General features: G+C 66.3%; 20 protein-coding genes and 1 tRNA gene. 10 read left to right on the forward strand and 11 right to left on the reverse strand.

Going from position 1 to position 21,478, the window contains the following annotated elements; genetic code table 11:
• Positions 1-10 precede the first annotated feature (10 nt).
• On the reverse strand, positions 11-652 hold the full coding sequence (locus VIL42_08360) for a TetR/AcrR family transcriptional regulator (GenBank protein ID HEY8592861.1): 642 nt from the start codon (positions 650-652) through the stop codon (positions 11-13).
• 64 nt (positions 653-716) lie between these two features.
• The gene (locus VIL42_08365; protein ID HEY8592862.1) at positions 717-1,904 is read right to left on the reverse strand and encodes an MFS transporter; all 1,188 of its coding nucleotides are present in this window, start codon (positions 1,902-1,904) and stop codon (positions 717-719) included.
• A gap of 52 nt (positions 1,905-1,956) precedes the next feature.
• Between VIL42_08365 and VIL42_08370 the strand changes: the two genes are divergently transcribed.
• From VIL42_08370 to VIL42_08380, 3 genes are all read left to right on the forward strand, one after another.
• Complete coding sequence (locus VIL42_08370) at positions 1,957-2,370, forward strand: MarR family transcriptional regulator (GenBank protein ID HEY8592863.1); 414 nt, start codon at positions 1,957-1,959, stop codon at positions 2,368-2,370.
• An 82-nt stretch (positions 2,371-2,452) separates the two neighbouring features.
• Positions 2,453-4,270, forward strand: coding sequence for a translational GTPase TypA (gene typA, locus VIL42_08375; GenBank protein ID HEY8592864.1), 1,818 nt, complete (start codon positions 2,453-2,455; stop codon positions 4,268-4,270).
• 16 nt (positions 4,271-4,286) lie between these two features.
• Positions 4,287-6,155 (forward strand): ABC-F family ATP-binding cassette domain-containing protein, encoded by a 1,869-nt coding sequence (locus tag VIL42_08380; GenBank protein HEY8592865.1) that lies wholly within the window; start codon positions 4,287-4,289, stop codon positions 6,153-6,155.
• Here VIL42_08380 and VIL42_08385 read toward each other — a convergent pair.
• Positions 6,152-7,846, reverse strand: a complete 1,695-nt coding sequence (locus VIL42_08385; protein HEY8592866.1) for a DEAD/DEAH box helicase — start codon at positions 7,844-7,846, stop codon at positions 6,152-6,154. The two genes, VIL42_08380 and VIL42_08385, sit on opposite strands and share 4 nt — an antisense overlap.
• A 61-nt stretch (positions 7,847-7,907) precedes the next feature.
• A complete protein-coding gene (locus VIL42_08390; GenBank protein HEY8592867.1) occupies positions 7,908-8,417 on the reverse strand; it encodes an MgtC/SapB family protein in 510 nt (169 codons plus the stop codon).
• A gap of 130 nt (positions 8,418-8,547) precedes the next feature.
• Here VIL42_08390 and VIL42_08395 point away from each other — a divergent pair, with 130 nt between their 5' ends.
• The gene (locus tag VIL42_08395) at positions 8,548-8,868 is read left to right on the forward strand and encodes a hypothetical protein (protein HEY8592868.1); all 321 of its coding nucleotides are present in this window, start codon (positions 8,548-8,550) and stop codon (positions 8,866-8,868) included.
• Between the two features lie 347 nt (positions 8,869-9,215).
• Here VIL42_08395 and VIL42_08400 read toward each other — a convergent pair whose 3' ends face one another.
• Positions 9,216-9,623, reverse strand: coding sequence for an EVE domain-containing protein (locus VIL42_08400; protein ID HEY8592869.1), 408 nt, complete (start codon positions 9,621-9,623; stop codon positions 9,216-9,218).
• Between the two features lie 317 nt (positions 9,624-9,940).
• On the opposite strand from VIL42_08400, the gene VIL42_08405 reads away from it, so the two are divergent.
• Positions 9,941-10,690, forward strand: a complete 750-nt coding sequence (locus VIL42_08405) for a cell wall hydrolase (protein HEY8592870.1) — start codon at positions 9,941-9,943, stop codon at positions 10,688-10,690.
• 192 nt (positions 10,691-10,882) lie between these two features.
• On the forward strand, positions 10,883-11,386 hold the full coding sequence (locus tag VIL42_08410; protein HEY8592871.1) for a response regulator: 504 nt from the start codon (positions 10,883-10,885) through the stop codon (positions 11,384-11,386).
• Here VIL42_08410 and VIL42_08415 read toward each other — a convergent pair.
• Positions 11,383-12,123 carry a glutathione S-transferase family protein gene (locus tag VIL42_08415; protein ID HEY8592872.1) on the reverse strand — a complete coding sequence of 247 codons (741 nt, stop codon included), beginning with the start codon at positions 12,121-12,123 and terminating at the stop codon, positions 11,383-11,385. The genes VIL42_08410 and VIL42_08415 overlap by 4 nt on opposite strands.
• Positions 12,124-12,225: 102 nt before the next feature.
• On the opposite strand from VIL42_08415, the gene VIL42_08420 reads away from it, so the two are divergent.
• Entirely contained in the window at positions 12,226-12,795 is a 570-nt protein-coding gene (locus tag VIL42_08420) for a DUF2807 domain-containing protein (GenBank protein ID HEY8592873.1), read from the forward strand.
• Here VIL42_08420 and VIL42_08425 read toward each other — a convergent pair.
• Positions 12,792-14,243, reverse strand: coding sequence for a family 43 glycosylhydrolase (locus tag VIL42_08425; protein HEY8592874.1), 1,452 nt, complete (start codon positions 14,241-14,243; stop codon positions 12,792-12,794). The genes VIL42_08420 and VIL42_08425 overlap by 4 nt on opposite strands.
• 24 nt (positions 14,244-14,267) lie before the next feature.
• Positions 14,268-14,341, reverse strand: a tRNA-Gln gene (locus tag VIL42_08430).
• A gap of 152 nt (positions 14,342-14,493) precedes the next feature.
• Here VIL42_08430 and VIL42_08435 point away from each other — a divergent pair.
• Both VIL42_08435 and VIL42_08440 read left to right on the forward strand, forming a co-directional pair.
• Positions 14,494-15,552: a Ppx/GppA phosphatase family protein gene (locus VIL42_08435; GenBank protein ID HEY8592875.1), complete on the forward strand. Its 1,059-nt coding sequence runs from the start codon at positions 14,494-14,496 to the stop codon at positions 15,550-15,552.
• Entirely contained in the window at positions 15,540-16,196 is a 657-nt protein-coding gene (locus VIL42_08440; GenBank protein ID HEY8592876.1) for an RlmE family RNA methyltransferase, read from the forward strand. The genes VIL42_08435 and VIL42_08440 overlap by 13 nt, the downstream gene beginning before the upstream one ends.
• Before the next feature lie 209 nt (positions 16,197-16,405).
• On the opposite strand, the gene VIL42_08445 is transcribed toward VIL42_08440, so the two are convergent.
• The 3 genes from VIL42_08445 to VIL42_08455 all read right to left on the reverse strand — a co-directional run bounded on the left by VIL42_08445 (position 16,406) and on the right by VIL42_08455 (position 21,102).
• Complete coding sequence (locus tag VIL42_08445) at positions 16,406-17,116, reverse strand: DsbA family protein (protein ID HEY8592877.1); 711 nt, start codon at positions 17,114-17,116, stop codon at positions 16,406-16,408.
• An 11-nt stretch (positions 17,117-17,127) separates the two neighbouring features.
• Entirely contained in the window at positions 17,128-18,522 is a 1,395-nt protein-coding gene (locus VIL42_08450; protein ID HEY8592878.1) for a M48 family metalloprotease, read from the reverse strand.
• 93 nt (positions 18,523-18,615) lie between these two features.
• The gene (locus VIL42_08455; protein HEY8592879.1) at positions 18,616-21,102 is read right to left on the reverse strand and encodes an Rne/Rng family ribonuclease; all 2,487 of its coding nucleotides are present in this window, start codon (positions 21,100-21,102) and stop codon (positions 18,616-18,618) included.
• Here VIL42_08455 and VIL42_08460 point away from each other — a divergent pair.
• Positions 21,095-21,394 carry a hypothetical protein gene (locus VIL42_08460; protein ID HEY8592880.1) on the forward strand — a complete coding sequence of 100 codons (300 nt, stop codon included), beginning with the start codon at positions 21,095-21,097 and terminating at the stop codon, positions 21,392-21,394. The two genes, VIL42_08455 and VIL42_08460, sit on opposite strands and share 8 nt — an antisense overlap.
• Positions 21,395-21,478: the final 84 nt, after the last annotated feature.

Raw genomic sequence — 21,478 nt, forward strand, 5'->3', positions numbered from 1 at the left:
GCGACGCGCTTCACGGCGCCTGCTCCGTCAGCAGCCCGTGAAGCACCGTCTCGGCATGCTGCATCGCCAGTGCGTTGAGGTCGATCGGCGCCCCGCCGACCGGCTCGAGCGTCTCGCGCCAGATCAGCCCCATCAGCATCGCGCCCATGACGCTGACGGCGTGCAGGCGCGGATCGCCGGGGCGAATGTCACCGCGGTCCTGCGCTTTGGCCACCGCGCCGGCGAGCGTCGCCAGCGCCTTGCTGACCACCTCGTCGTGCCAGACCTTGGCGAGCTCGGGGAAGTTGCGGGACTCGCCGATCACCATCTTCGCAACCGAGCCGATGCGCCCCTCGGTCGCCTTCATCGCCACCATCGGCAGCAGCATGCGGACGACCGTCGGGAAGGGGACTTCCGCCGCTTCGATCTGGCTGCGGACTGCATCGACATTGGGCGATACCGTGTTGCGCACGACCGCGCGGAACAGCTCCTCCTTGCTTTGGAAATAAAGGTAGAGCGTGCCCTTGGAGACGCCCGCGCGCTTGGCGATTTCGTCGAGCTTGGCGGCCGCGAAGCCCTTCTCCGCGAACACATCCAGTGCCGCGGCGCAGATCTCCTGCGGGCGGTCCTCGGCGCGGCGTTGCCACCGTGGTTGTTTGTTGCTTTGTTTCATAACTGACCGGTCAGTTATATACGCGAGTAAACATTTTCTCGCAAACGCTAAGAAGCGCGGCGACTCAGTGGGTTGTGGTTTTTGGCCCCTCGTCGTGCAGCAACGCCAGCATGGCGATGGCGACGGCCGCGACTCCGGCGCTGGCGATGAAGGTCGCCGCGGCACCGTCCCGGTCCCAAATGATTCCGGCAGCCAGGCTGGCGAGCAGGGAACCGATGCCTGTCACGAAGTAGAAGGCGCCGAAGCTGGTGGCGCGCAGCTTCTCCGGCGCGCTGTCAGCGATCATGCGCGCGAAGATGCCCTGCGTCAGCGCCATATGGGCGCCCCACAGAACGGTGCCGGCCACCAAGCCCGCGAAGGTGTCGGTGTTCGCCAGCACGAGATTGCCCGCGATGAGCAGGCCGATGCCAGCCATCAGGATCGTCCGCGGGCTCATGCGGTCGCTCAGCGATCCAGCCGGATAAGCGAGCGCGACATACGCGAGGTTGAAGATGGCCAATGTCAGCGGTGACATGGCCTCGCTGAGCCCGACATCGAGGCCCTTCAGGATCAGGAAGGCTTCGGAAAAGCGGGCGAGCGCGAACAGGAAGCCGACGGCAAGCAGCCGCGTCGTCTGGCGGTCGAGCTCGCGAAAGCCGGCGAAGAAAGGCGACGCCTTCGTCGGCGCGGCACGCTGCTCCGGCTCGCGCAGCGCCAACCACGCGAGCAGGAAGGACAGAGCCGCCGGGATCACTGCGATCCAGAACACCGCACGGATGTTGCTCGCCAGAAGCGCCATGAGGCCAATGGCGGCGAGCGGCGCGAGCAACGCCCCGGCGGTATCCAGCGCCTGCCTGAGGCCGAAGGCGCGGCCGCGGATTTCCGGCGGCGTTTCGTCGGCGATCATCGCGTCGCGTGGACTTCCGCGAAGTCCCTTGCCGACGCGGTCAGCGAAGCGCGCCGCCATTACCGCGGGCGCGCTGCCGGCGAGCGGGAACAAGGGTTTCGACAGCGCCGCCAGCCCATAGCCCGCCATGATCCACGGCTTGCGCTTCCGGCTGCGGTCGGACAGCCGCCCCGACAGCAGCTTGCCGAAGTTCGCCGTCGCTTCGGCGATGCCGTCAATGGCGCCGACCGCCGTCGCGGGCAGCCCCAGGACGATGGTGATGAAGGCCGGGAGCAGCGAGTGATAGATCTCGCTCGACAAGTCCATCAACAGGCTGACGAAGCCGAGCACCCAGACGTTTCGAGGAAGGCGAGGGCGGCTGCTCACCTGCACCTGCTAGATGCAACATTGCGCGCCTGCAAATCTTTGCTACGCTGCAATGATGATCGGGGGCTCAACGCCAGAAGCGCTAGCGGCACGGTTCACCGGCGTCGCGCACATGTGGGTCGCCGACGGGCCAAGCGAACGCGCGGACAGGGCAAAGAGGCAATTGCTCGCGGCGATCGCCGCGGCAGAGCCTGCAACCCTCAACGACGTCGCCAAAGCCGTCGGCCGCGGCGCTCCGGCCGTCAGCCGCTCGGTGGACAGCCTGGTGCGCGCGGGCCTGGTCGAACGGACCGCCGACCCCGGCAACCGCCGGCGCCTTGCGCTACGCCTCACCGCCGCGGGGCGTGATCGCCTGCAGAGCGGCAATGCGGCGAGCGCCAACCTGCGCACCAAGCTGGAGCGGCTCGCCAACAGCGAACTCCGCGCCGTCGAACGCGCGATCGAGATCCTGGAGCGCGGTCCCTAGTCGCCACGCGGGCGTCCATGTTGCATTGCAACAGAGCGGCTTTTCGGCTACGGGCGCGCGACATCTTTTCCGGGAAAAATCAATGAACCTGCGTAACGTCGCGATCATCGCGCACGTCGATCACGGCAAGACGACCCTCGTCGACCAGCTCTTCCGCCAGTCCGGCACCTTCCGCGACAACCAGCGCGTTGAAGAGCGGGCGATGGATTCCAACGACCTCGAAAAAGAGCGCGGCATCACGATTCTTGCCAAATGCACCTCGGTCGAGTGGAACGGCACGCACATCAACATCGTCGACACGCCGGGCCACGCCGACTTCGGCGCGGAGGTCGAGCGCATCCTCAGCATGGTGGACGGCGTCATCCTGCTCGTCGACGCCGCCGAAGGCCCGATGCCGCAGACCAAGTTCGTGACCGGCAAGGCACTGAGCCTCGGCCTCAAGCCGATCGTCGTGGTCAACAAGATCGATCGCCCGGACGCGCGCGCCGCCGAAGTGCTCGACGAGGTGTTCGAGCTGTTCCTGAACCTCGAGGCCAACGACGAGCAGCTCGACTTCCCGACGCTCTACGCCTCGGGCCGCTCCGGCTATGCGGGCCGCGAAGACAGCGTTCGCGAAGGCGACCTGACCCCGCTGTTCGAAACCATCGTCAGCCACGTGCCGGCGCCGGCGCTCGATCCCGCGGGCGAGTTCAAGATGCTTGCGACGCTCCTCGACCGCGACAATTTCCTCGGCCGTATCCTGACCGGCCGCATCGAAAGCGGCACGCTCAACATCAACGATCCCATCCGCGCGATGGACGTTAGCGGCAAGGTCGTCGAGGACGGCCGCGTCACCAAGCTGTTCGCCTTCCAGGGCCTTGAGCGCGTGCCGGTCGAAAGCGCCAAGGCGGGCGACATCGTCGCCATCGCCGGCCTGATGAAGGCCACCGTGTCCAACACCATCGGCACGCCCGAGATCGCCGAGCCGCTTCACGCACGCGAGATTGACCCGCCGACGCTCAGCATGACCTTCGCGGTCAACGACTCACCCTTCGCCGGCAAGGACGGCGACAAGGTGCAGAGCCGCGTCATCCGCGACCGCCTGATCCGCGAGGCCGAAGGCAATGTCGCGATCCGTGTTACGGAGACGCAAAGCGGCGAGGCCTATGAAGTCGCCGGCCGCGGCGAGCTCCAGCTGGGCGTCCTGATCGAGACGCTGCGCCGCGAAGGTTTCGAGCTTGGCATCAGCCGCCCGCGCGTGCTGTTCCGCGAAGGTCCGAACGGCCGCGAGGAGCCGTACGAGACCGTCGTCGTCGACGTGGACGATGAATTCTCCGGCACCGTCATCGACAAGATGGCGATGCGCAAGGCGGAAATGACCGACATGCGCCCGTCGGGCGGCGGCAAGACGCGCCTGACCTTCTCGGCGCCGTCGCGCGGCTTGATCGGCTATCACGGCGAGTTCCTGTCCGACACGCGCGGCACCGGCATCATGAACCGGCTGTTCGAGAAATATGGCCCCTACAAGGGCCCGATCAGCGGCCGGCAGAACGGCGTCCTCATCTCGATGGAGCAGGGCGCGGCCGTCGCTTACGCGCTGAATGCGCTGGAAGAGCGCGGCATCCTGTTCGTCTCGCCCGGCGAGATGCTCTACGAAGGCATGGTCATCGGCGAGAATGCGAAGCCGCAGGACCTCGAGGTCAATCCGCTGAAGTCGAAGCAGCTCACCAACTTCCGTGCCAGCGGCAAGGACGAAGGCATCCGCCTGACACCGCCGCGCCGGATGAGCCTCGAGCAAGCGATCGCCTACATCCAGGACGATGAGTTGGTCGAAGTGACGCCCAAGGCGATCCGCATCCGCAAGCGCTTCCTCGACCCGCACGAGCGCAAGCGCGAAGCGAGGAAGCTCGAAGCGGCCTAGCCGCAGCCAAGCCGCTATGCTGACCATCAACGGCATCACCGTCCGGCTTGGCGGCCGCACGATCCTCGACCGCGCGTCGGCGGCCATAACCCCGCGCAGCCGCGTCGGCCTGATCGGCCGCAACGGCGCCGGCAAGTCGACGCTGATGAAGGCGATCATCGGCCAGATCGATCCGGACGAAGGCTCGATCGACCTGCCGCGCCGTACCCGCGTCGGCTACATCGCCCAGGAGGCGCCGGCCGGAACGGCAACGCCGTTCGAAACGGTGCTCGCTGCCGATGAAGAGCGCGCTCGGCTGATGGACGAGGTCGAGCATATCGACGACCCGCACCGCATCAGCGACATCCACGAACGGCTGCTGGCCATCGACGCCTACACGGCGCCCGCGCGCGCCGCCCGCATCCTGCTCGGCCTGGGTTTTGACGAAGAGATGCAGGGCCGCCCGCTCGACAGCTATTCCGGCGGCTGGAAGATGCGCGTCGCGCTCGCCGCGCTGCTGTTCTCCGAGCCCGACCTGCTGCTGCTCGACGAGCCGTCGAACCACCTCGACCTCGAAGCGACCCTGTGGCTGGAGAACTTCCTCAAGAGCTATCCGGGCACTTTGCTCGTGATCAGCCACGAGCGCGACCTGCTCAACAATGTCGTCGACACCATCGCCCACCTCGAGCGCGGCAAGGTCACGCTTTACAGCGGCGGCTACGACAGTTTCGAGCGGCAGCGGGCCGAGCGCGCGGCGCAGCTCGCCGCGGCCCAGGCGGCGCAGGATGCGCAACGCGCCCGGCTCCAGGACTATATCGCCCGCAACAGCGCCCGCGCCTCGACCGCCAAGCAGGCGCAATCGCGCGCGAAGATGCTGGCGAAGATGCAGCCCATTGCCGCGCTCGTCGATGATCCCAGCCTCAGCTTCGACTTCCCGAGCCCGTCGGAATTGAAGCCGCCGCTGATCACCCTCGACATGGCCGCCGTCGGCTATTCGGACGTGCCCGTGCTTCGTCGCCTTAACCTCCGCATCGACCCGGACGACCGGATCGCGTTGCTCGGCCGCAACGGCAACGGCAAGACGACCCTTGCCCGCCTCCTCGCCGCGCAGCTGCAGCCGATGGAGGGCGAGGTTCACGCGTCGGGCAAGATGCGCGTCGGTTACTTCACCCAATATCAGGTCGAGGAGCTGCACGGCGACGACACGCCGCTCCAGCACATGACGCGCGCCATGGCGACGGCTTCGCCCGCTGCGGTGCGTGCCCAGCTCGGCCGCTTCGGTTTCTCGGGCGACAAGGCAACGACACTGGTCGGCAAACTGTCGGGCGGCGAGCGCGCGCGGCTTGCGCTGGCGCTGATCACCCGCGACGCGCCGCACCTTTTGATCCTCGACGAGCCGACCAATCACCTCGACGTCGATGCGCGCGAAGCGCTCGTGCAGGCGCTCAACGGCTATGACGGCGCGGTCATCATCGTCAGCCACGACCGCCACATGATCGAACTGACCGCCGACCGGCTGGTGCTGGTCGACAATGGCTCGGCGGTCGAATTCACCGGCAGCATCGACGATTATATCGACCTGGTCCTCGGCCGGAACCAGCCCGCCGCCGACGCGAAGCCCAAGGCCGCCAAGCAGGATCGCAAGGCCGCCGCGAAAGCGCGCGAGGATGCCCGCGCGCTCAAGAAAGCCGCCGCGGAAGCGGAAGCCGCAAGCGCGCGGCTGGCGAAAGAATGTTCGGCAATCGACCGCGCGATGTTCGACCCCGCGAGCGCCGCGCCCGAACTCGCCTCACTGCCGATGAGCGAACTTAGCCGCCGCCGCGCGAAGGTCGTGGCCGAACTCGAAGCCGCCGAAGCGCGCTGGATCGAGGCCAGCGAACAGCTGGAGCAGGCGGAGGCCGCCTAGGCCGGTTTCGGCCGCCGCGGCTTCTTCTTCATGCGCGGCTTGTCGTGCGCCTGCTCGGGCCGATAGGTCGACTGCGCTGCCGGCGGAGCATCGCGCGGCGGCGCGGGCTCGATCACCATGCCTTCGTCCTCGGGCGCAAGCGCCGCCCGCTTCAATGCTTTCACGAACCCCGGCGTCGCGCGACGCGTGACCTGGAAATAGCTTTCGTTCGCGGCAACTCGGATGGCGCCGATGTCGGCCCGGCCGACGTGCCCGTAGCGGCAGATCACGGGCAGCAGCCAGCGCGCTTCGGCATTGTGGCGACGGCCGGCGTTGATCCGGAACCAGGTCGCATCTTCGAAGCCGGCCCGGTGCCCTTCAGTACCGCGCGCTTCGCTGCGCTCGGACGCCGATAAGATGTCTTCCGGCGCGGGCATGTCCGTGCGCAGCGAGTTCACCAATGCAGCGGCGATCGTCTCGGGCGAAAGCTCGGCCATCAGCTGCCGCGCAAGCTCCTGGTCTTCTTCTTCCAGCTCCACGGGCGCCGACAGTTCGCTGAGCAGGCGGTCCCGGTCGCGGCTGCGGATCTCGCCCGCCGTCGGCACGCCGATCCATTCGACATTGATCCGCGCGCCGCGCAGCATCCCTTCGATGCGCTTGCGGCGTTGATAGGGCACGATCAGGATCGCCGTGCCCTTGCGCCCGGCGCGGCCGGTGCGGCCGGACCGGTGCTGCAGCGCTTCGGCGTCGCGCGGCAGTTCGACGTGGATGACCAGCGAGACGGACGGAAGGTCGATTCCGCGCGCCGCTACATCGGTGGCGACGCAGACCCGCGCCCGCCGGTCGCGCAGCGCCTGGAGTGCATGGTTGCGCTCGCTCTGGCTATGCTCGCCCGACAGCGCCACCGCATCGAAGCCGCGTTCGGTCAGGCTCGCGTGGAGCCGCCGCACCGCATCGCGCGTCGCGCAAAACAGAATCGCCGTTTCCGCCTCGTGGAAGCGGAGCAGGTTGACGACCGCATGCTCGATGTCCGTCGGCGACACCGCCACGGCCTGGTAGGCGATGTCGTGATGGCCTTCCTTGTCGCCGGTCGTCTCGATCCGCAGCGCGTCTCTCTGATAGCGCTTGGCCAGAGCGACGATCGGCCGCGGCATGGTCGCGGAAAAGAGCAGGGTGCGCCGCTCCTGGGGCGTTGCGTCGAGGATCTCCTCCAGCTCCTCGCGAAAGCCCATGTCGAGCATCTCGTCGGCCTCGTCGAGCACCGCGACGCGAAGCGACGACAGCTCCAGCGCGCCGCGTTCGAGATGGTCGCGTAGCCGACCCGGCGTCCCGACCACGATATGCGCGCCGCCGTTCAGCGCGCGCCGCTCCTTCATCGGGTCCATGCCGCCGACGCAGGTGACGACGCGCGCGCCGGCATTGGCGTACAGCCAGTCGAGTTCGCGGCTCACCTGCATCGCGAGCTCGCGCGTCGGCGCGATCACCAGCGCCAGCGGTTCGCGCGTGAAGGGCAGGCGGTCCGCTTCGATCAGCTGCTCGGCCATCGCCATCCCGAACGCGACGGTCTTGCCCGATCCGGTCTTGGCGGAAACGATCAGGTCGCGCCCGGCCGCATCCTCGCCAAGCACCGCCGCCTGGACCGGCGTAAGCGCCTCATAGCCGCGCGCGTTCAGCGCCTGAGCGAGGGCGTCGTGAAGCCTGTCATGTTGCATGAGGTCGCGGTAGGCGCGCGCGTCCGAATTTGCCAGTGCGCGAAGCGGAGGGGAGCTCGACTTAGTCTTCAGCGGGCTTCTTGCCGCGAGGCGCGCCGCGCTTGCCCTCGCGTCGCCGCTCGTCCGCGCTCAAATGCCCAAGCCGTTTCAGCGGCTCCATCATCCACAAGGTGAACACGGTCGCCACGGCCAGCATCAGGGCGACGTCGTAGCTGCCGAGCCCGCAAGCGGCGCCGATCGCGCCGGTCACCCACAAGCTCGCCGCCGTGGCGGTACCCTTGACCGATTCCGTCTGCCGAAGGATCGCGCCGCCGCCGATGAAGCCCATGCCGGTGATCAGCCCCTCGATGATCCGGGCCATTGCTTCCGGGCTGTCGGCCGTGAGGTTTTCGGCGGCCTGCACAACCCCGCAAGTTGCCAGCGCCACCAGCGGAAAGGTCCTCAGGCCGGCGCTCCGCTCCTCCCGCTCGCGGTTCCAGCCGATCGGAATGGCCAACACGTAAGCGACCAACAGCGCCACCAGGTGGGGCAGCAGGTTGAAATCGTGTGCTCCGAGAATCGTGTCGGTCATGAGCGCCTTAACGCGCGTACGGAGGCTTGTGCCGCGAAACTAGCGGCGGCAACTGCTTTTGCTGGCGCCCATTTCAGCACCGACCAACAGGAGCCAGTCGTGTCGCGCGCGAAGTCGGCTTGAGACGGCGTTGCTCCCCAATCTCGATCCGGGGTTTCCAAAGCCGAAGAAGGGCGAGGTAATCCGCGGCGTTCCCAAGAGCGGGCCGGCATATTCCGCCGGCCTTCGCGACGGGATGATCTTCCTCAACGGGAAGATTTCGATCTCTGCCAGCAGCGGCACGGCAGAGATCGCATTTCGGGTCCGTGACGGGAATCGTGAGCGGGTGATCAATTTCCCGCCCGCGAGCAAGGAGCCGATCAAGGCGCAGGAGCTGAAGGACGTCGCTAATGGCGCCGCCGGTTCACCTTGTAGCGTACATGCAGCCCAATCCACACGTGCGACACGGTAACGTTTAGTGCGGCGCACCGACTGCACGAAAACTCTGTCCTACAGCGCGCAGTTTGTGCCTTAAGCTAGTGCATGGGGAACCCGGGCACCGCCACGCTGAAGTCATCATCCGGTCGAACTGGATTATGCCTCGGCCGACACCGGGGGCGAGGGCAGCCACCATGTCGAGGCGTCAACTTGGCCAACTTCCGGATGCGTTCGTCAGTTAGCATGCGCTCGCGTTCAGGTGACCGCTTTGGCAACTTTGGCCGCGCAGGAAAGGTCACAGCCGCGTGCGGCGACCGCTGTTGTTTCCCTCTGCTCGTCCGCAAGCCGTCCCCAATCGGCGGTGAACGTTGTGACCTTCGCTCAACCGTGCTCGCCGGCCATCTCCAGGATCACCTTCCACTCCTCCTCGCGAACCGGCGCGACGGACAGCCGTGACTGACGGATCAGCTCCATCTTGGCGAGACGGGGTTCGGCCTTGATCTCGGCCAGGGTGACGGGGCGGGCGAGGGGGCGAACCGGTTCCACGCGGACGCTCACCCAGTCGGCATCTTTAGGATCGGGGGCCGCTTCGCGAGTGATCTGCATGATGCCGACCACCGCCTTGTCGGACATGCTGTGGTAGAGGAACGCTTCGTCGCCCGGCCCCATCGCCTTGAGGTGGAGCCGCGCAGCATTGTTGCGGACGCCGTCCCATTCGGTGCCGCCGTCGCGCACCAGCTGGTTCCAGCTGTAAGCCGCCGGTTCCGATTTCATCAGCCAATATGCCATGATTCGCTCGCCTAAAGGCGCATTCATCTGGGGGAAAGCAGCGGAACGCCGAGCCGGCTGCGGTTAATCGTGCGGTGTCATCGACGAAACGCATAAAGTCTAATTAGTTCCGGCGCTTATCGCTTAGCTGGCTCGGTTCATCGCCGATCGCTGTCATCCGGCAAAAGGTTAACGTAAACGGGTTTCAGCGAATGAGAGCGAAGAGCCCAGCGGTTTTGAGCGGGCTCCAACGGCAAGACGGGCACGGGCCCGCTGGAGTTTCAAGGGCGCACGGGAGGCGCCGCCAGCGGACCGCCCGCCAACGAGGGCAAAAGAAATTGGTCAAGCTGCTTGGTGGACGCGTTGCGTCCGCGATCGTCGGTCTGTCTGCACTTGCCACCGGCACCAGTGCCGCTGCGCAGGACTATTCGAAGCTCAACGTCGCGGCGGCCGTCAAGGCTGCTGACGTAGACACGTCGGCCCAGGCGCTCGGCCTCGTCAAGAAGCCGGCGGCCGCGCTGGTCCAGCAGGCTGTCGCTTCGACCGCGACCGCCACGACCACGACGACCGGCACCATCGTCCAGGCGGAGCCGGCCAAGTCCGTGACCGTCTCGCTGATGCCGTCGATCGCCCGCGAGGCCGCCTGGCTGTTCAAGGGCGGTTGGGGCCTCCACGCGCTGGTCGACAAGTTCGCGACCAGCGCCCCGCTCGACCAGCAGACCAACTGCCTCGCCACCGCCGTTTATTTCGAAGCGCGCGGCGAGACTGTCGAGGGTCAGCTCGCGGTTGCCCGCGTCGTCATGAACCGCGCCGCCTCGGGCAAATATCCGGGCGACTGGTGCAGCGTCATGACGCAGCCTTGGCAGTTTTCCTTCGTGAACCCGCGCACGGGCGCGGTGCCGCAGGCCGACGTCAATTCCGCTTCGTGGCGCAAGGCGCAGGCTGTGGCGCTTCTCGCTGCGGCGAACATCGTCCCGAGCGTCGGCGAAGACGTGCTTTGGTACCACGCGACCTACGTCGCGCCGTCGTGGGGCCGCCGCCTCCAGCTTGCCGACCGCATCGGCACCCACATCTTCTACCGCGCTTAACAGCGTTAATTCGAGGGGGGCGAGAAGGCGCTCCGGGCTCACGCCCGGGGGCGTCTTTTTCGTTCGGGCGCAGCAACGACTCGGCTCGGCGTAAATCCGGTTCATGAGGGATTCGCACGGGACTCGGCCTAGCGCAGCATCGCGGCAGCGGAGCCCTTCAACGGCTCCCGTGAGTTCGGGGAGGGCTCGCCGATGCTACGGATCCTGATCGTCGAAGACGATTCACAACTTGCCGTCACACTCAAATATCTAGTCGAGGACAATCCGCGCTACCGGGTGATCGCCATTGCCGAGGACGCGGACAGCGCAGTCGCGGCGGCCGAAGCGGAGCAGCCGGACCTCGCGCTTGTCGATCTTCACCTGGCGCGGGGCTCAACCGGCTTTTCGGCGGCCGTGCGCCTCAACGACCTGGGCGTCGCGTCACTGTTCGTGACCGGGAAGGCGCCTGGTTTCGCAATGCCGGACCTGGCCCTTGGCTGCCTCGTCAAGCCGTTCACGGCCGAAGACGTGCACCGCTCCCTGTCGATGGCCGAAGACCTGCTGCGCGGCCGCGAAACGTTGCGGCCGAAGCTGCCCCGCAACCTCACCATCTACGAGCCCGAGGAGGAGGTTCCGGTGATGGAGGCGGGCTACATTCCCTCGCGGCGCTCGCTACGGACGCGCCTCGAGCACTGGATTTCCGGTCACCACCACTAAAGCCGCATCATCCCCGGGCGGGGTTCGCGCAGGCCGAGCGTCTCGGCCGTGAGCGGCGCGCCGGCGTCGAGCAGCGCCTGGCGTCGGCCCTTGATCTTGGCGCTGCGCTGCACGTCTTCGAAGCGAAGCAGGTCGGCGAAGCATGGGTGGGCGAGCGTGCGCTCAAGGAACGCCGCGGTGTGCGGCCAGCGGTCCGGATCGGTCTCCCACCCGGCATAGCTGCCGTTGCGAAAGAAGCTGGCGACGCTGATGTCGGCAGCGCCGATGTCGCCGAACAGAAAGCCGTCGCGGGGCACTTCACCTTCCAGGTAATCGAGCGCGGCGGGGATCTCCTCGTTCTCGGCGCGAGCGATGCGCGCCTGGTCCCCCGGCTCTCCCCAGACCAGCGGGTGGACCACGCGCTGATAGAAAAAACTCCAGATGAAAACCTCACCCAGGCGGGAGTCGGCGAATTCCTCGAACCAGCGCGCTCGTGCCCGATCCTTCACGTCGGCAGGGAACAAGGAGTGGCCGGGATAAGCCTCGTCGAGATAGGCGCAAATGACCGACGAATCGCTGGTGTGGAAATCGCCGTCGATCAGCACGGGAATCCGCCGCAACGGGCTCAGCCGCTGGAACTCGTCATTCCCGTAAAATGGCGTGATCGGGTCGACTTCATAGTCGAGCTGCTTGAGGTTCAGGCAGGCGAGAACCTTGCGAACATAAGGGCTTACGAAGCTGCCGATGATCCTGATCATGGGCCGTGAATGATCGCTTTCTCCAGCTTCGGCAACATGGGCTAGACACGCTGCAAATGTAGCGCTACAAATGTAGCACACACCGCCCGAAAGGACCTACAGATGCTTCGCTCGACTCTCCCGCTGTTCGCGTTCGCCTTCGCAGCTTCCGCGCCGGTGGTCGCTGCCGAGCCGATCGCGCTCCCCTTGTTCAAATCCATCGAGCTGCAAGCAGGCGGCGAGGTCACCATCGTTCGTGGTCCGGTGCAACGCGTGACCCTGGTCAACGGGAGCCGGCAGTTCACGAACTTCCAGGTTCGCAGGGACGGGCGGCTCGAAATCGCCACCTCCTGCCACATGCGCTGCCCGCGCAATTACAACCTGCAGATCCAGGTCGAGTCCCCGACAGTCCCGGATGTGGCCGTGGAAGCGGGCGGCACGATCCGCGTCGAGCCCGGCTTCGCGCCGCAGCGCCATGTATCGGCAGCCGTCAACGCCGGCGGCACGATCGATCTTCGCGCACTGGCCGTCGTCGGTGCCTCGGCGGCAGTCAACGCAGGCGGCAACATCTACGTCCGCGCGCGCGACCACCTGAACGCCGCCGTAAACGCCGGCGGAGACATCGAATATGTGGGCAATCCGCAGGTCACCATGGCAGTTGCCAACGGCGGCAACGTCACGCGCAGCCGCTAAGCCGCGCTAGCATCGCCGAGCGGGACGATATCGACCCGCTCGGGGGTGAACTTCAGCCCGACGGTGAGCAGCGCACGAAACGCATTGTAGCCGCCGTCGCCGGGATGGAAGGCGTGGAAGAACAGCTGCGGCTTTCCGTCGCGCCCCGGCGCCACCGACGCATGGCCGGGCGCAACCCACTCCTTTGTCGACTTCAGCAATGGCTCGCCTTGCTTGGTGTAGGGGCCGAGCGGGTGGTCCGCGACCGCTACGCCAATGCCATAAGCGGGCGTGCCGAAATCGTTACCAGCATAGAATAGCCAATAACGGCCGGCTTCGTAGGTCACGAACGGACCTTCGATCAGATGGCCTTCCCAATCCTGATCATTGGTGAGGACGATGCGGTCTTCCCCGATGAAGGAGCGTCCGTCGTCGGCAATCCGCTGGCCGTGGATCGGCGTCGTCATCGCGTCGACGATCGTGGTCGCGCCCAAGCCGAAATCGGAGAGCACCGAGCGCACCTGCTGCCAATTGTCGAGCGCGGCCTCGATCAGCGGCCCCATCGCGAAGAAGCGCGTCATCGGCCGGGCCTGGTTCGCCCAAGGGACGAGCGCCGCTGCGAAATGGGCGGACATCTGGTCGGCCTCGTTCGGGAACAAAGCGTCAATCAGCTCCGGGTGGCGGCCGAGAAGCATTGCCAGCGGCCGCGGCCACACGCCGTTAGTATCGTCCTTCCAGAAGACATATTGCTCGCCGGTCTGCGGATCGATGAAGAGGTGGGAGTCGATGACGCCGCCGCTCATGCGCGGCTGGCTGTCGTCATAGCCCAGGCCAGTGGTGTTGATTGGGTGGCCGGTGATCAGCGGGTGGCCGTTATCGACCCAGGGACCGGCCGGAGCCGGGGCACGGGCAAGCCCGATCGCGAGCGCATTATTCTTTTGCCGGGCGGTGAAGACGGTCCAATATTCATCGCCGATCTTCGCCATTTCCGGCGCCCAGAAGTCCGACACCTGGCGGCCCTTCGCCGCCCATTCAGGCTCCTGTCCCTGCGGGAAGATGAAGCCCCGCGGCTCCCACCGCTCGAGGTCTTCGGAATGGAGGATCGGGAATGCGTTGGGGGCGTCGTTCGATGTGGCGATGAGCCACCATCCATCGTCCGTCCGAAGGACAGCCGGGTCGCCGTAGCCGACCAGAATTTCGTCGTGGACGTTCTCGGTCAGGAGCGGCTGCCACGGGAAGGGTGCCGACTCCCGCTGCGTCATGCGCGTGTAGATGTGCGGCAGGCGCGTGCCGAAATCATCCGCGAGCTCGCGGTAGAAGGCATTGAAGTCCTGGTAGGTAGCGGTCGGCACGAAATAGCTGCGCTGCTTGCCGCGCGATCCGACATTGAACTCGAACCCGTCGCCACGCTCATGCGCGTTGACGGTGAAGAGGATCCCATCAGTGGGCCTTGAGAGCGTGTCCGGCATGCAGGCCGAGCTCCTGCGCAGGAGTGGATGCCCCGTGAGGATTCGAACCTCAATTGACGGAGTCAGAGTCCGTAGTCTTACCATTAGACGACGGGGCAGCTTGGGAAGCGGGCAGATAGAAAGCGGGCCCTGTACTGTCAACGCCGGCGGCGGCCCGGCGCGGACTTGCTCACAGCTATCAACTTGTGATTAAACCCACCTCAAGTCAGCCGCTCCATTCGGGGCGGTGAAGAAAGAGTGGGCTTGTGTGATGGCGCAGGGAGTCGCCAGTGCGCCGGCCCTGCGGCAGGACTATCGAGCGCAGGGCAGGCCGTCGGAGCAGGGTTTTTCGCCGAGGCGGGAACCGCACCGCCACACCTATGGCGCCATCGATCTCGGCACCAACAATTGCAGGCTGCTGATCGCCCGTCCGACAGAGGAGGGCTTTACCGTCATCGACGCATTCTCGCGCATCGTGCGACTCGGCGAAGGTCTGTCGCACACGGGGGCTTTGTCGCAGGCGGCGATGGACCGCGCGGTCGGTGCTTTGTCGGTCTGCGCCGACAAGCTTCGCCGAAGAAACGTTTCGCTGTCCCGCTCGGTAGCCACGGAAGCGTGCCGCCGCGCCACGAACGGGCGCGAATTCGCAGAGCGGGTTCGCGAGGAGACTGGCATCGCCCTCGACATCATCGCTCCGGCGGAGGAGGCGCGGCTGGCCGTGCTCGGCTGCCACAAGCTCCTCGAACCCGGCGACGGACCGGCGCTGATCTTCGACATCGGCGGCGGCTCTACGGAGCTCGTGCTGATCGACCAGGAAGAAGGAACGCCCAGGATCCGCGCCTGGTGGAGCGCGCCGTGGGGCGTCGTGTCGCTGACCGAAAGCGAGGGCAGGGAGGCGCTGGAAGGGCCGGACCGGCTGCTGGCCTATAACCGCATGCGCGAACGCGCCCGCCGGGCCTTCGCGAATTTCGCGATCATGTTGCCGCAGGCCCGCGAAGACATTCGCCTGCTCGGCACCAGTGGAACGGTGACGACGCTTGCCAGCGTCCACCTTGCGCTTCCTGTCTACGACCGACGCGCGGTGGACGGCCTCCACGTGCCGATCGAGGCGATGCAGAAGATAAGCGGCATGATCGCCGGCATGGACTTCGGCGAACGCTCGGCCCTGCCATGCATCGGCAGCGAGCGGGCCGACCTCGTCGTCGCCGGCTGTGCCATCCTCGATGCCATCATGGAGATTTGGCCGGCGCGAAACCTGGGCGTTGCCGATCGCGGCATTCGCGAAGGCATCCTGAGGTCGCTGATGGCCCGCGACGGCTGGGACCTGTGAAGCGGGTCAAGACCGCCAAGGGCCGCAAAGTTTCGTCGACGCGGTGGCTCGAGCGGCAACTCAACGATCCCTATGTGAAGCGCGCGAAGGCGGAGAATTACCGCAGCCGTGCCGCCTACAAGCTGATCGAGCTCGACGAGCGGTTCGGGTTCTTGCGGGGCGCGAAGGCTGTCGTCGACCTCGGCATCGCGCCGGGAGGTTGGAGCCAGGTGGTCCGCCGAAAGGTCCCGCAGGCGAGCGTGGTCGGCATCGACCTGCTGCCCACCGACCCGCTCGAGGGCGTCACGATCCTTCAGATGGACTTCATGGACGACGCGGCGCCGGACACGCTGCGCGAGGCGCTCGGCGGGCCCGCGGACCTCGTCCTCTCCGACATGGCGGCGAACACCGTCGGCCACCAGCAGACCGATCACCTGCGCACGATGGGCCTGGTCGAAGCGGGGCTCGAATTCGCTCGCGAGGTGCTGCGCCCGGGAGGCGCTTATGTCGCCAAGGTGCTTGCCGGGGGCGCCGACAACAATCTGGTCGCGGAGCTCAAGCGCAGCTTCACGACTGTGAAGCACGCCAAGCCGCCTGCCAGCCGCAAGGATTCATCGGAATGGTATGTCGTGGCACAGGGCTTCAAGGGAGCTGAGCCCGCCTAGCGCCCCGCGCTGGCAGCGGAGTTTCGGTATCGCCTGCGTAATCCTCGGAACTGCGAGCACTGCCGAGCGCTGGCACGACCAAACTAAAATTACAGGTGTTTCGATGACTGTTGATATGGAGTCCTGGGCCTGGAAGGTCCGGCTGGGATTTGGCGCGCTCATGGCGCTTTCCTTCACTGGGTGCATGCTAACCGGCTGAACCGACTAGGTCAGCCGTTCTTGCGCGCGGCCGCGATTGCGTCCTTGAGAGCGTCATAGCCGACAGCGCCGTTCAGCACCCGGCTTCCCACCACGAAAACCGGCGTACCGGTTGCGCCAAGCTGCCCGGCAAGTTGGAAGTTCTGCTTGAGCTCCGCCTCGACCGCAGGGTCGGGCTTCGGCTCGGCCGGGATCCCTGCGACCCTGGCCGCTGCGCCCGTCGTTTCCGGTCCCGGCTTGCCGGCATTCCATTGCGCGCCGTGGAACTGGTTGAAGCGGCCCTGCTTGGAGGCTGCCAGCGCGAGGCGAGCGGCGGTGACACTTTCCGGCCCCAGGATCGGCAGCTCGCGATAGACTACCCGGAGGCCCTTATCCTCTTGCAGCAGGCGGTCGACAATCGGGTTGCTCGCCTTGCAGTAAGGGCAGGCATAATCGTAAAATTCGACGAGCGTGATCTCAGGTTTCTCGGCGCCGCGCCACGAGCTTCCAAACGGCTTCTCCAGAGCCGCGCGATGAGCCGCCAGCACCGGCTCATATTGGGAGTCCCGCAGCGCATCGACGGTCTCGCTGAGGATCTTCGGATCGGACAGCAGCCCTTGGCGGACGATCCGGCTGCTGATCGCATTCGGCACAGCGAACAGCAGCAGGGCGGCCGTTATCAGCGCGCCGATGACGCCGCCGATCAGCGCCGGACCAAAGACGCCGCGCGGTTTCGCGGCCATGTTCGCTTCACTCACTTCTTGGCGTCTTCCCTGTAGCGCTTGTCTTTCTTAGCGAGCTCAGCCTTGGACACCATCATGATATCCTGCGCCCGCAGGTAATCCGGTGTGCCGGCGGGGATGCCGCGCATCGCCACCTGAGCGCTCGCCAGCGCGAGCTTCGGATTGCCTTCGAGATTGTTGCGCTCCGCGGTCGCCAATGATGCCCGCGCCGCGTCACCTTCGCGGTCGTAGATGATGCCGAGCTGGTACCAGGCGAACGGGTCCTGATTGTCCCGGTTGACCGCGGCCTTGAGCACTTGCTTCGCCTCGGCAAGGTTCTTGGGGTCTTGGGTTTCCACCAATGCGTGGCCCAGCATTGCGGCGATCATCGGCGCATTGCCCGACCGTTCGACCGCTTCGCGGAGCACCGGCAGTGCTTCGGCAGGCTTGCCGCTTTCGAGCAGGATCTGTCCCTTGAGCTCTAGGAAATAAGGATCTGTCCGATCCACAGCGAGCAAGGCGTTCGCCTCCGCCAGCGCCGTGTCCGGGTAGCCGCCGAGGTGATAGGCGTAGGCGCGCGCATAATGGGCCGGCACGCTCTTGTCGGATTGGGGATAGCGCTGGGCCGCCTGCTTCGCGTTGGTGAAGCCGAGCAGCTTTGCCTTCACACGCTGGAACCGCGCTTCGAGCGCCGGGTCCGTCGCTTTCTTCCACGAAGGATCGGCTTCAACCTTCTGCCTCAGCGCCTGGATACGCTCCGACGACAAAGGGTGAGTCCGGTCGAAGCTGTCCTTTGCATAGATCGCGAGACGATATTCCTGGTTCTGCAGCTTGCCGAAGAAGTCGAGCATGCCCTGGCCGCTGATTCCCGATTGCGAGAGGAGCCGCACGCCGGTCGCGTCCGCAGTCGACTCCTGCGTGCGCGTGAACGCGAGCAGTCCGCCGAGCGCCGCCTGCTGGCCGGCCATCATGATGCCGAGACCGGCGTCGCCTGCTCCTGCGGCCATGGCGGCAGCGCCAAGTACGAGCGAGAGGATGGTGATGCCGGTCGCTTGCTTTTCGCCCTGGCCGCTGCGGATCACATCGCCCGCCATGACGTGCCCCAGCTCGTGGGCGACGACGCCCTGCACCTGGTTCACATTGTCGGCGACGGCGATCAGGCCCGACTGCAAATAGACGGTCTGCCCCTGGGAGACGAAGGCGTTGATCTCGGGATCGTTGATCAGGACGACTTTGACGCTGTTCGGGTCGAGCCCGCCGGCGCGGATCAGCGGTTCGGCCATGTCGCTGAACAGCCGCTCCGTCTCCGTATCGCGGAGCACCTGGCCGGTGCCACTCTGCTGTGCGGCGGCGGGCTGCCAGGCCGACATGACCAGCATCAGCGCGAGCATCAGCATCCGCACGAAGCGGGAAATCGGCGACTTCATGGGCGAGCGATTACCATTTCCGCCGCTGAACCGGGCCTGAAAGCGAGAGCGCAGGCCGTCCGCATTGGCGTCGGACGGCCCACACGCTGCAGCCTAGCCGAACGTGCGCTGCCACCATCCGCGGCGGGGCGGCCCGCTCGATTCTTCGACGGCGGTGTCGTTGTTCGCAGCGGGCGCGGGCTTCGCCTCGGGCGCACTGGCCTCCGGCTCGGCAGTTGCCTGGGCTTCCGCGTCGACCGGCGCAGCCTCGTCTGCGGCAGCGGCCTTGGTCCGCCGCTTGCGCGCGGGCTTTGCCGGCGGCGCGGCCTGGTCGACGGTTTCGGCCGGCGGCGCGTCGGCGGGCGCAGGCTCTGGGACCGTGACTTCGGCTTCCGCAGCGGCCTTTTTCGACCGGCGGCGCTTCGGCTTCGGTTCCTCTGCCGGAGCGGTCTCGGCGATCGGCGGCTCGTCCTCGATCGGGCGCTCGACCATTGGCGAGCTGTCCGGCTGAACGCTCACTTCGGCCTCCTGCTCGGCCGGTGCAGCCTTGCCCCGGCGGCTGCGCGTACGGCGGCGCTTGCCGCCTTCCGGCTCATCAGCGGGCGCTTCGGCCTCGACCGGCGCTTGCTCCGGCGCGACATCGGCCTGGTCGCCAGCAGCGGAAGCATCGCTGTCCTGATGCTCGTCCTGGCCGCCTTCGCGGCGATTGCGGCCGCGGCCGCCACGACGCCGACGGCGCCGACGGCGGCCATTGCGCTCATCCGCTTCGCCGCGGCTCTCCGCCTGCTCTTCGGATTCCTCGTCCTCGTCGTCGCTGTCGACGATCGCGTCTTCCTCGTCCTCGTCCTCGAACTGCGGCGGCGCTTCGGCGACCGGCTGCGGGACCGCGACAGGCCGCGGACCTGAGCTCTCGACGGTCATCCGCGCGCCTTCAAAGCTTTCGTCGATCAGCACTTCGATCGAGACGCCGTAGCGCTGCTCGATTTCGGCGAGCTCGCCGCGCTTCTTGTTGAGCACGTAGACGGCCGCCTCGCGACCGGCGCGCAGGCATACCTTCTGGCCGCGGCCGCGCGCCGCCTCGTCCTCAATGATTCGAAGCGCCGAAAGGCCCGCCGACGCGGCGGTACGCATGAGCCCGGTGCCTTCGCAATGCGGGCACGCCTTGGTCGACGCCTCGAGGACTCCGGTGCGCAGGCGCTGGCGGCTCATCTCCATCAGGCCGAAGCTGGAGATGCGGCCGACCTGGATGCGGGCGCGGTCGTTCTTCAGCGCCTCCTTCATCGCCTTCTCGACCTTACGGACGTGGCTCGACTGCTCCATGTCGATGAAGTCGATGACGACGAGGCCGGCCATGTCGCGGAGGCGAAGCTGGCGCGCGATTTCCTGCGCCGCTTCGAGGTTCGTCATGAAGGCGGTCTGCTCGATGTTGTGCTCGCGCGTGGAGCGACCCGAGTTGATGTCGATCGAGACCAGGGCTTCCGTCGGGTTGATCACTAGGTAGCCGCCGGACTTCAGCTGCACGACCGGCTGGTACATGGCGCTGAGCTGGTCCTCGACCCCGGAGCGCTGGAACAAGGGCGTGCTCTCGGTGTGCAGCTTCACGCGCTTCACGTGGCTCGGCATGAGCAGCTTCATGAAGCCGCGCGCCGCCTTATAGCCTTCCTCGCCCTCGACGCAGACTTCGTCGATCTCGCGATGATAGAGGTCGCGGATCGCGCGCTTGATGAGGTCGCTGTCGCGATAGATCAGCGCCGGCGCGGTGCTGCCGAGCGTGCGCTCGCGAATCTCATCCCACAGGCGGGCGAGATAGTCGAAGTCGCGCTTGATCTCGGTCTTGGTGCGCTGAAGCCCCGCCGTGCGGACGATTAAGCCCATCGACTTCGGCAGGTTCAAGTCGCTCATGATCGACTTCAGCCGCTTGCGGTCGGCGCCGTTGGAGATCTTGCGGGAAATGCCGCCGCCGTGGCTGGTGTTCGGCATCAGCACGCAATAGCGGCCGGCGAGGCTGAGATAGGTGGTCAGGGCCGCGCCCTTGTTGCCGCGCTCTTCCTTGACGACCTGGACCAGCAGCACCTGGCGGCGCTGGATCACATCCTGGATCTTGTAGCGGCGGCGCAGCGCCTGACGCTTCTTGCGAAGTTCGTCCGCGGCGGACTCGTCTACCGGCGATCGGGCGGAGCCGGTGCCGGTTTCCTCGGCGCCATGGTCGCCTTCATCGCCGTGGTGATCCTCGGCATCCTCGCCGTGATCGTCATGATCGCCCTCGTAGCCGTTGTCATATTCGGCGGACCGGAGCCGCTCTTCCTCCGCGGCGTGCTCGGCTTCTTCGCGGAGCAGCGCTTCGCGGTCGGCCTTCGGGATTTGATAATAATCCGGGTGGATTTCGCTGAAGGCCAGGAAGCCGTGACGGTTTCCGCCATAATCAATGAACGCCGCCTGGAGCGACGGTTCTACCCTGGTGACCTTGGCGAGATAGATATTGCCTTTGAGCTGCTTGTGCTCAGCGGATTCGAAGTCAAACTCCTCGATCCGGTTTCCTTTGACGACCGCGACCCGGGTCTCTTCCGGGTGGCGCGCATCGATCAGCATGCGCATGGACATTGAATTTTCTCCGTGCGCGCGGGTTCAGCGTTCGGACGCTCCGGCGCGCAATGACTGTGGCCTCGCCGCCGGCGCGAAGGCGCGGCGGGACGGCAGACCTGTTGAAAAGCGTGTCTGCTCGAACAGCCATCCGGCAACGGTGCACCGGGAATGCGCCGGCCGCTTCCTTGCAGAGCGGACCATGGGCATTCTGTGGCGTCATTCGAGCGTCAACCTCGTGAAACCGCGCGCCGTCGCACCGGCCGCGGCATGGTTATTCCGGGCAGGAGCGCCGGAAAGCAGTTTCGGTTAGCACCGCAGAGTCGCACCCGCAACACTTCCTGCCGGCTCTTGAGCGCGTTTCCTTGGCTCCCGACGCTGGGTTAGCGGAGCGCGA

This window comes from Sphingomicrobium sp. (genome assembly GCA_036563485.1).
In the GTDB taxonomy this organism is placed as follows: domain Bacteria; phylum Pseudomonadota; class Alphaproteobacteria; order Sphingomonadales; family Sphingomonadaceae; genus Sphingomicrobium.

Bases quoted from the DNA above. Each gene is read 5' to 3' on its own strand.
- VIL42_08400 (HEY8592869.1), bottom strand. From the start codon at position 9,623: ATGGCATATTGGCTGATGAAATCGGAACCGGCGGCTTACAGCTGGAAC.
- VIL42_08380 (HEY8592865.1), top strand. From the start codon at position 4,287: ATGCTGACCATCAACGGCATCACCGTCCGGCTTGGCGGCCGCACGATC.
- VIL42_08445 (HEY8592877.1), bottom strand. From the start codon at position 17,116: ATGGCCGCGAAACCGCGCGGCGTCTTTGGTCCGGCGCTGATCGGCGGC.
- VIL42_08415 (HEY8592872.1), bottom strand. From the start codon at position 12,123: ATGATCAGGATCATCGGCAGCTTCGTAAGCCCTTATGTTCGCAAGGTT.
- VIL42_08425 (HEY8592874.1), bottom strand. From the start codon at position 14,243: ATGCCGGACACGCTCTCAAGGCCCACTGATGGGATCCTCTTCACCGTC.
- typA (HEY8592864.1), top strand. From the start codon at position 2,453: ATGAACCTGCGTAACGTCGCGATCATCGCGCACGTCGATCACGGCAAG.
- VIL42_08420 (HEY8592873.1), top strand. From the start codon at position 12,226: ATGCTTCGCTCGACTCTCCCGCTGTTCGCGTTCGCCTTCGCAGCTTCC.
- VIL42_08435 (HEY8592875.1), top strand. From the start codon at position 14,494: ATGGCGCAGGGAGTCGCCAGTGCGCCGGCCCTGCGGCAGGACTATCGA.
- VIL42_08370 (HEY8592863.1), top strand. From the start codon at position 1,957: ATGATGATCGGGGGCTCAACGCCAGAAGCGCTAGCGGCACGGTTCACC.
- VIL42_08360 (HEY8592861.1), bottom strand. From the start codon at position 652: ATGAAACAAAGCAACAAACAACCACGGTGGCAACGCCGCGCCGAGGAC.
- VIL42_08390 (HEY8592867.1), bottom strand. From the start codon at position 8,417: ATGACCGACACGATTCTCGGAGCACACGATTTCAACCTGCTGCCCCAC.
- VIL42_08450 (HEY8592878.1), bottom strand. From the start codon at position 18,522: ATGAAGTCGCCGATTTCCCGCTTCGTGCGGATGCTGATGCTCGCGCTG.
- VIL42_08455 (HEY8592879.1), bottom strand. From the start codon at position 21,102: ATGTCCATGCGCATGCTGATCGATGCGCGCCACCCGGAAGAGACCCGG.
- VIL42_08385 (HEY8592866.1), bottom strand. From the start codon at position 7,846: ATGCAACATGACAGGCTTCACGACGCCCTCGCTCAGGCGCTGAACGCG.
- VIL42_08410 (HEY8592871.1), top strand. From the start codon at position 10,883: ATGCTACGGATCCTGATCGTCGAAGACGATTCACAACTTGCCGTCACA.
- VIL42_08460 (HEY8592880.1), top strand. From the start codon at position 21,095: ATGGACATTGAATTTTCTCCGTGCGCGCGGGTTCAGCGTTCGGACGCT.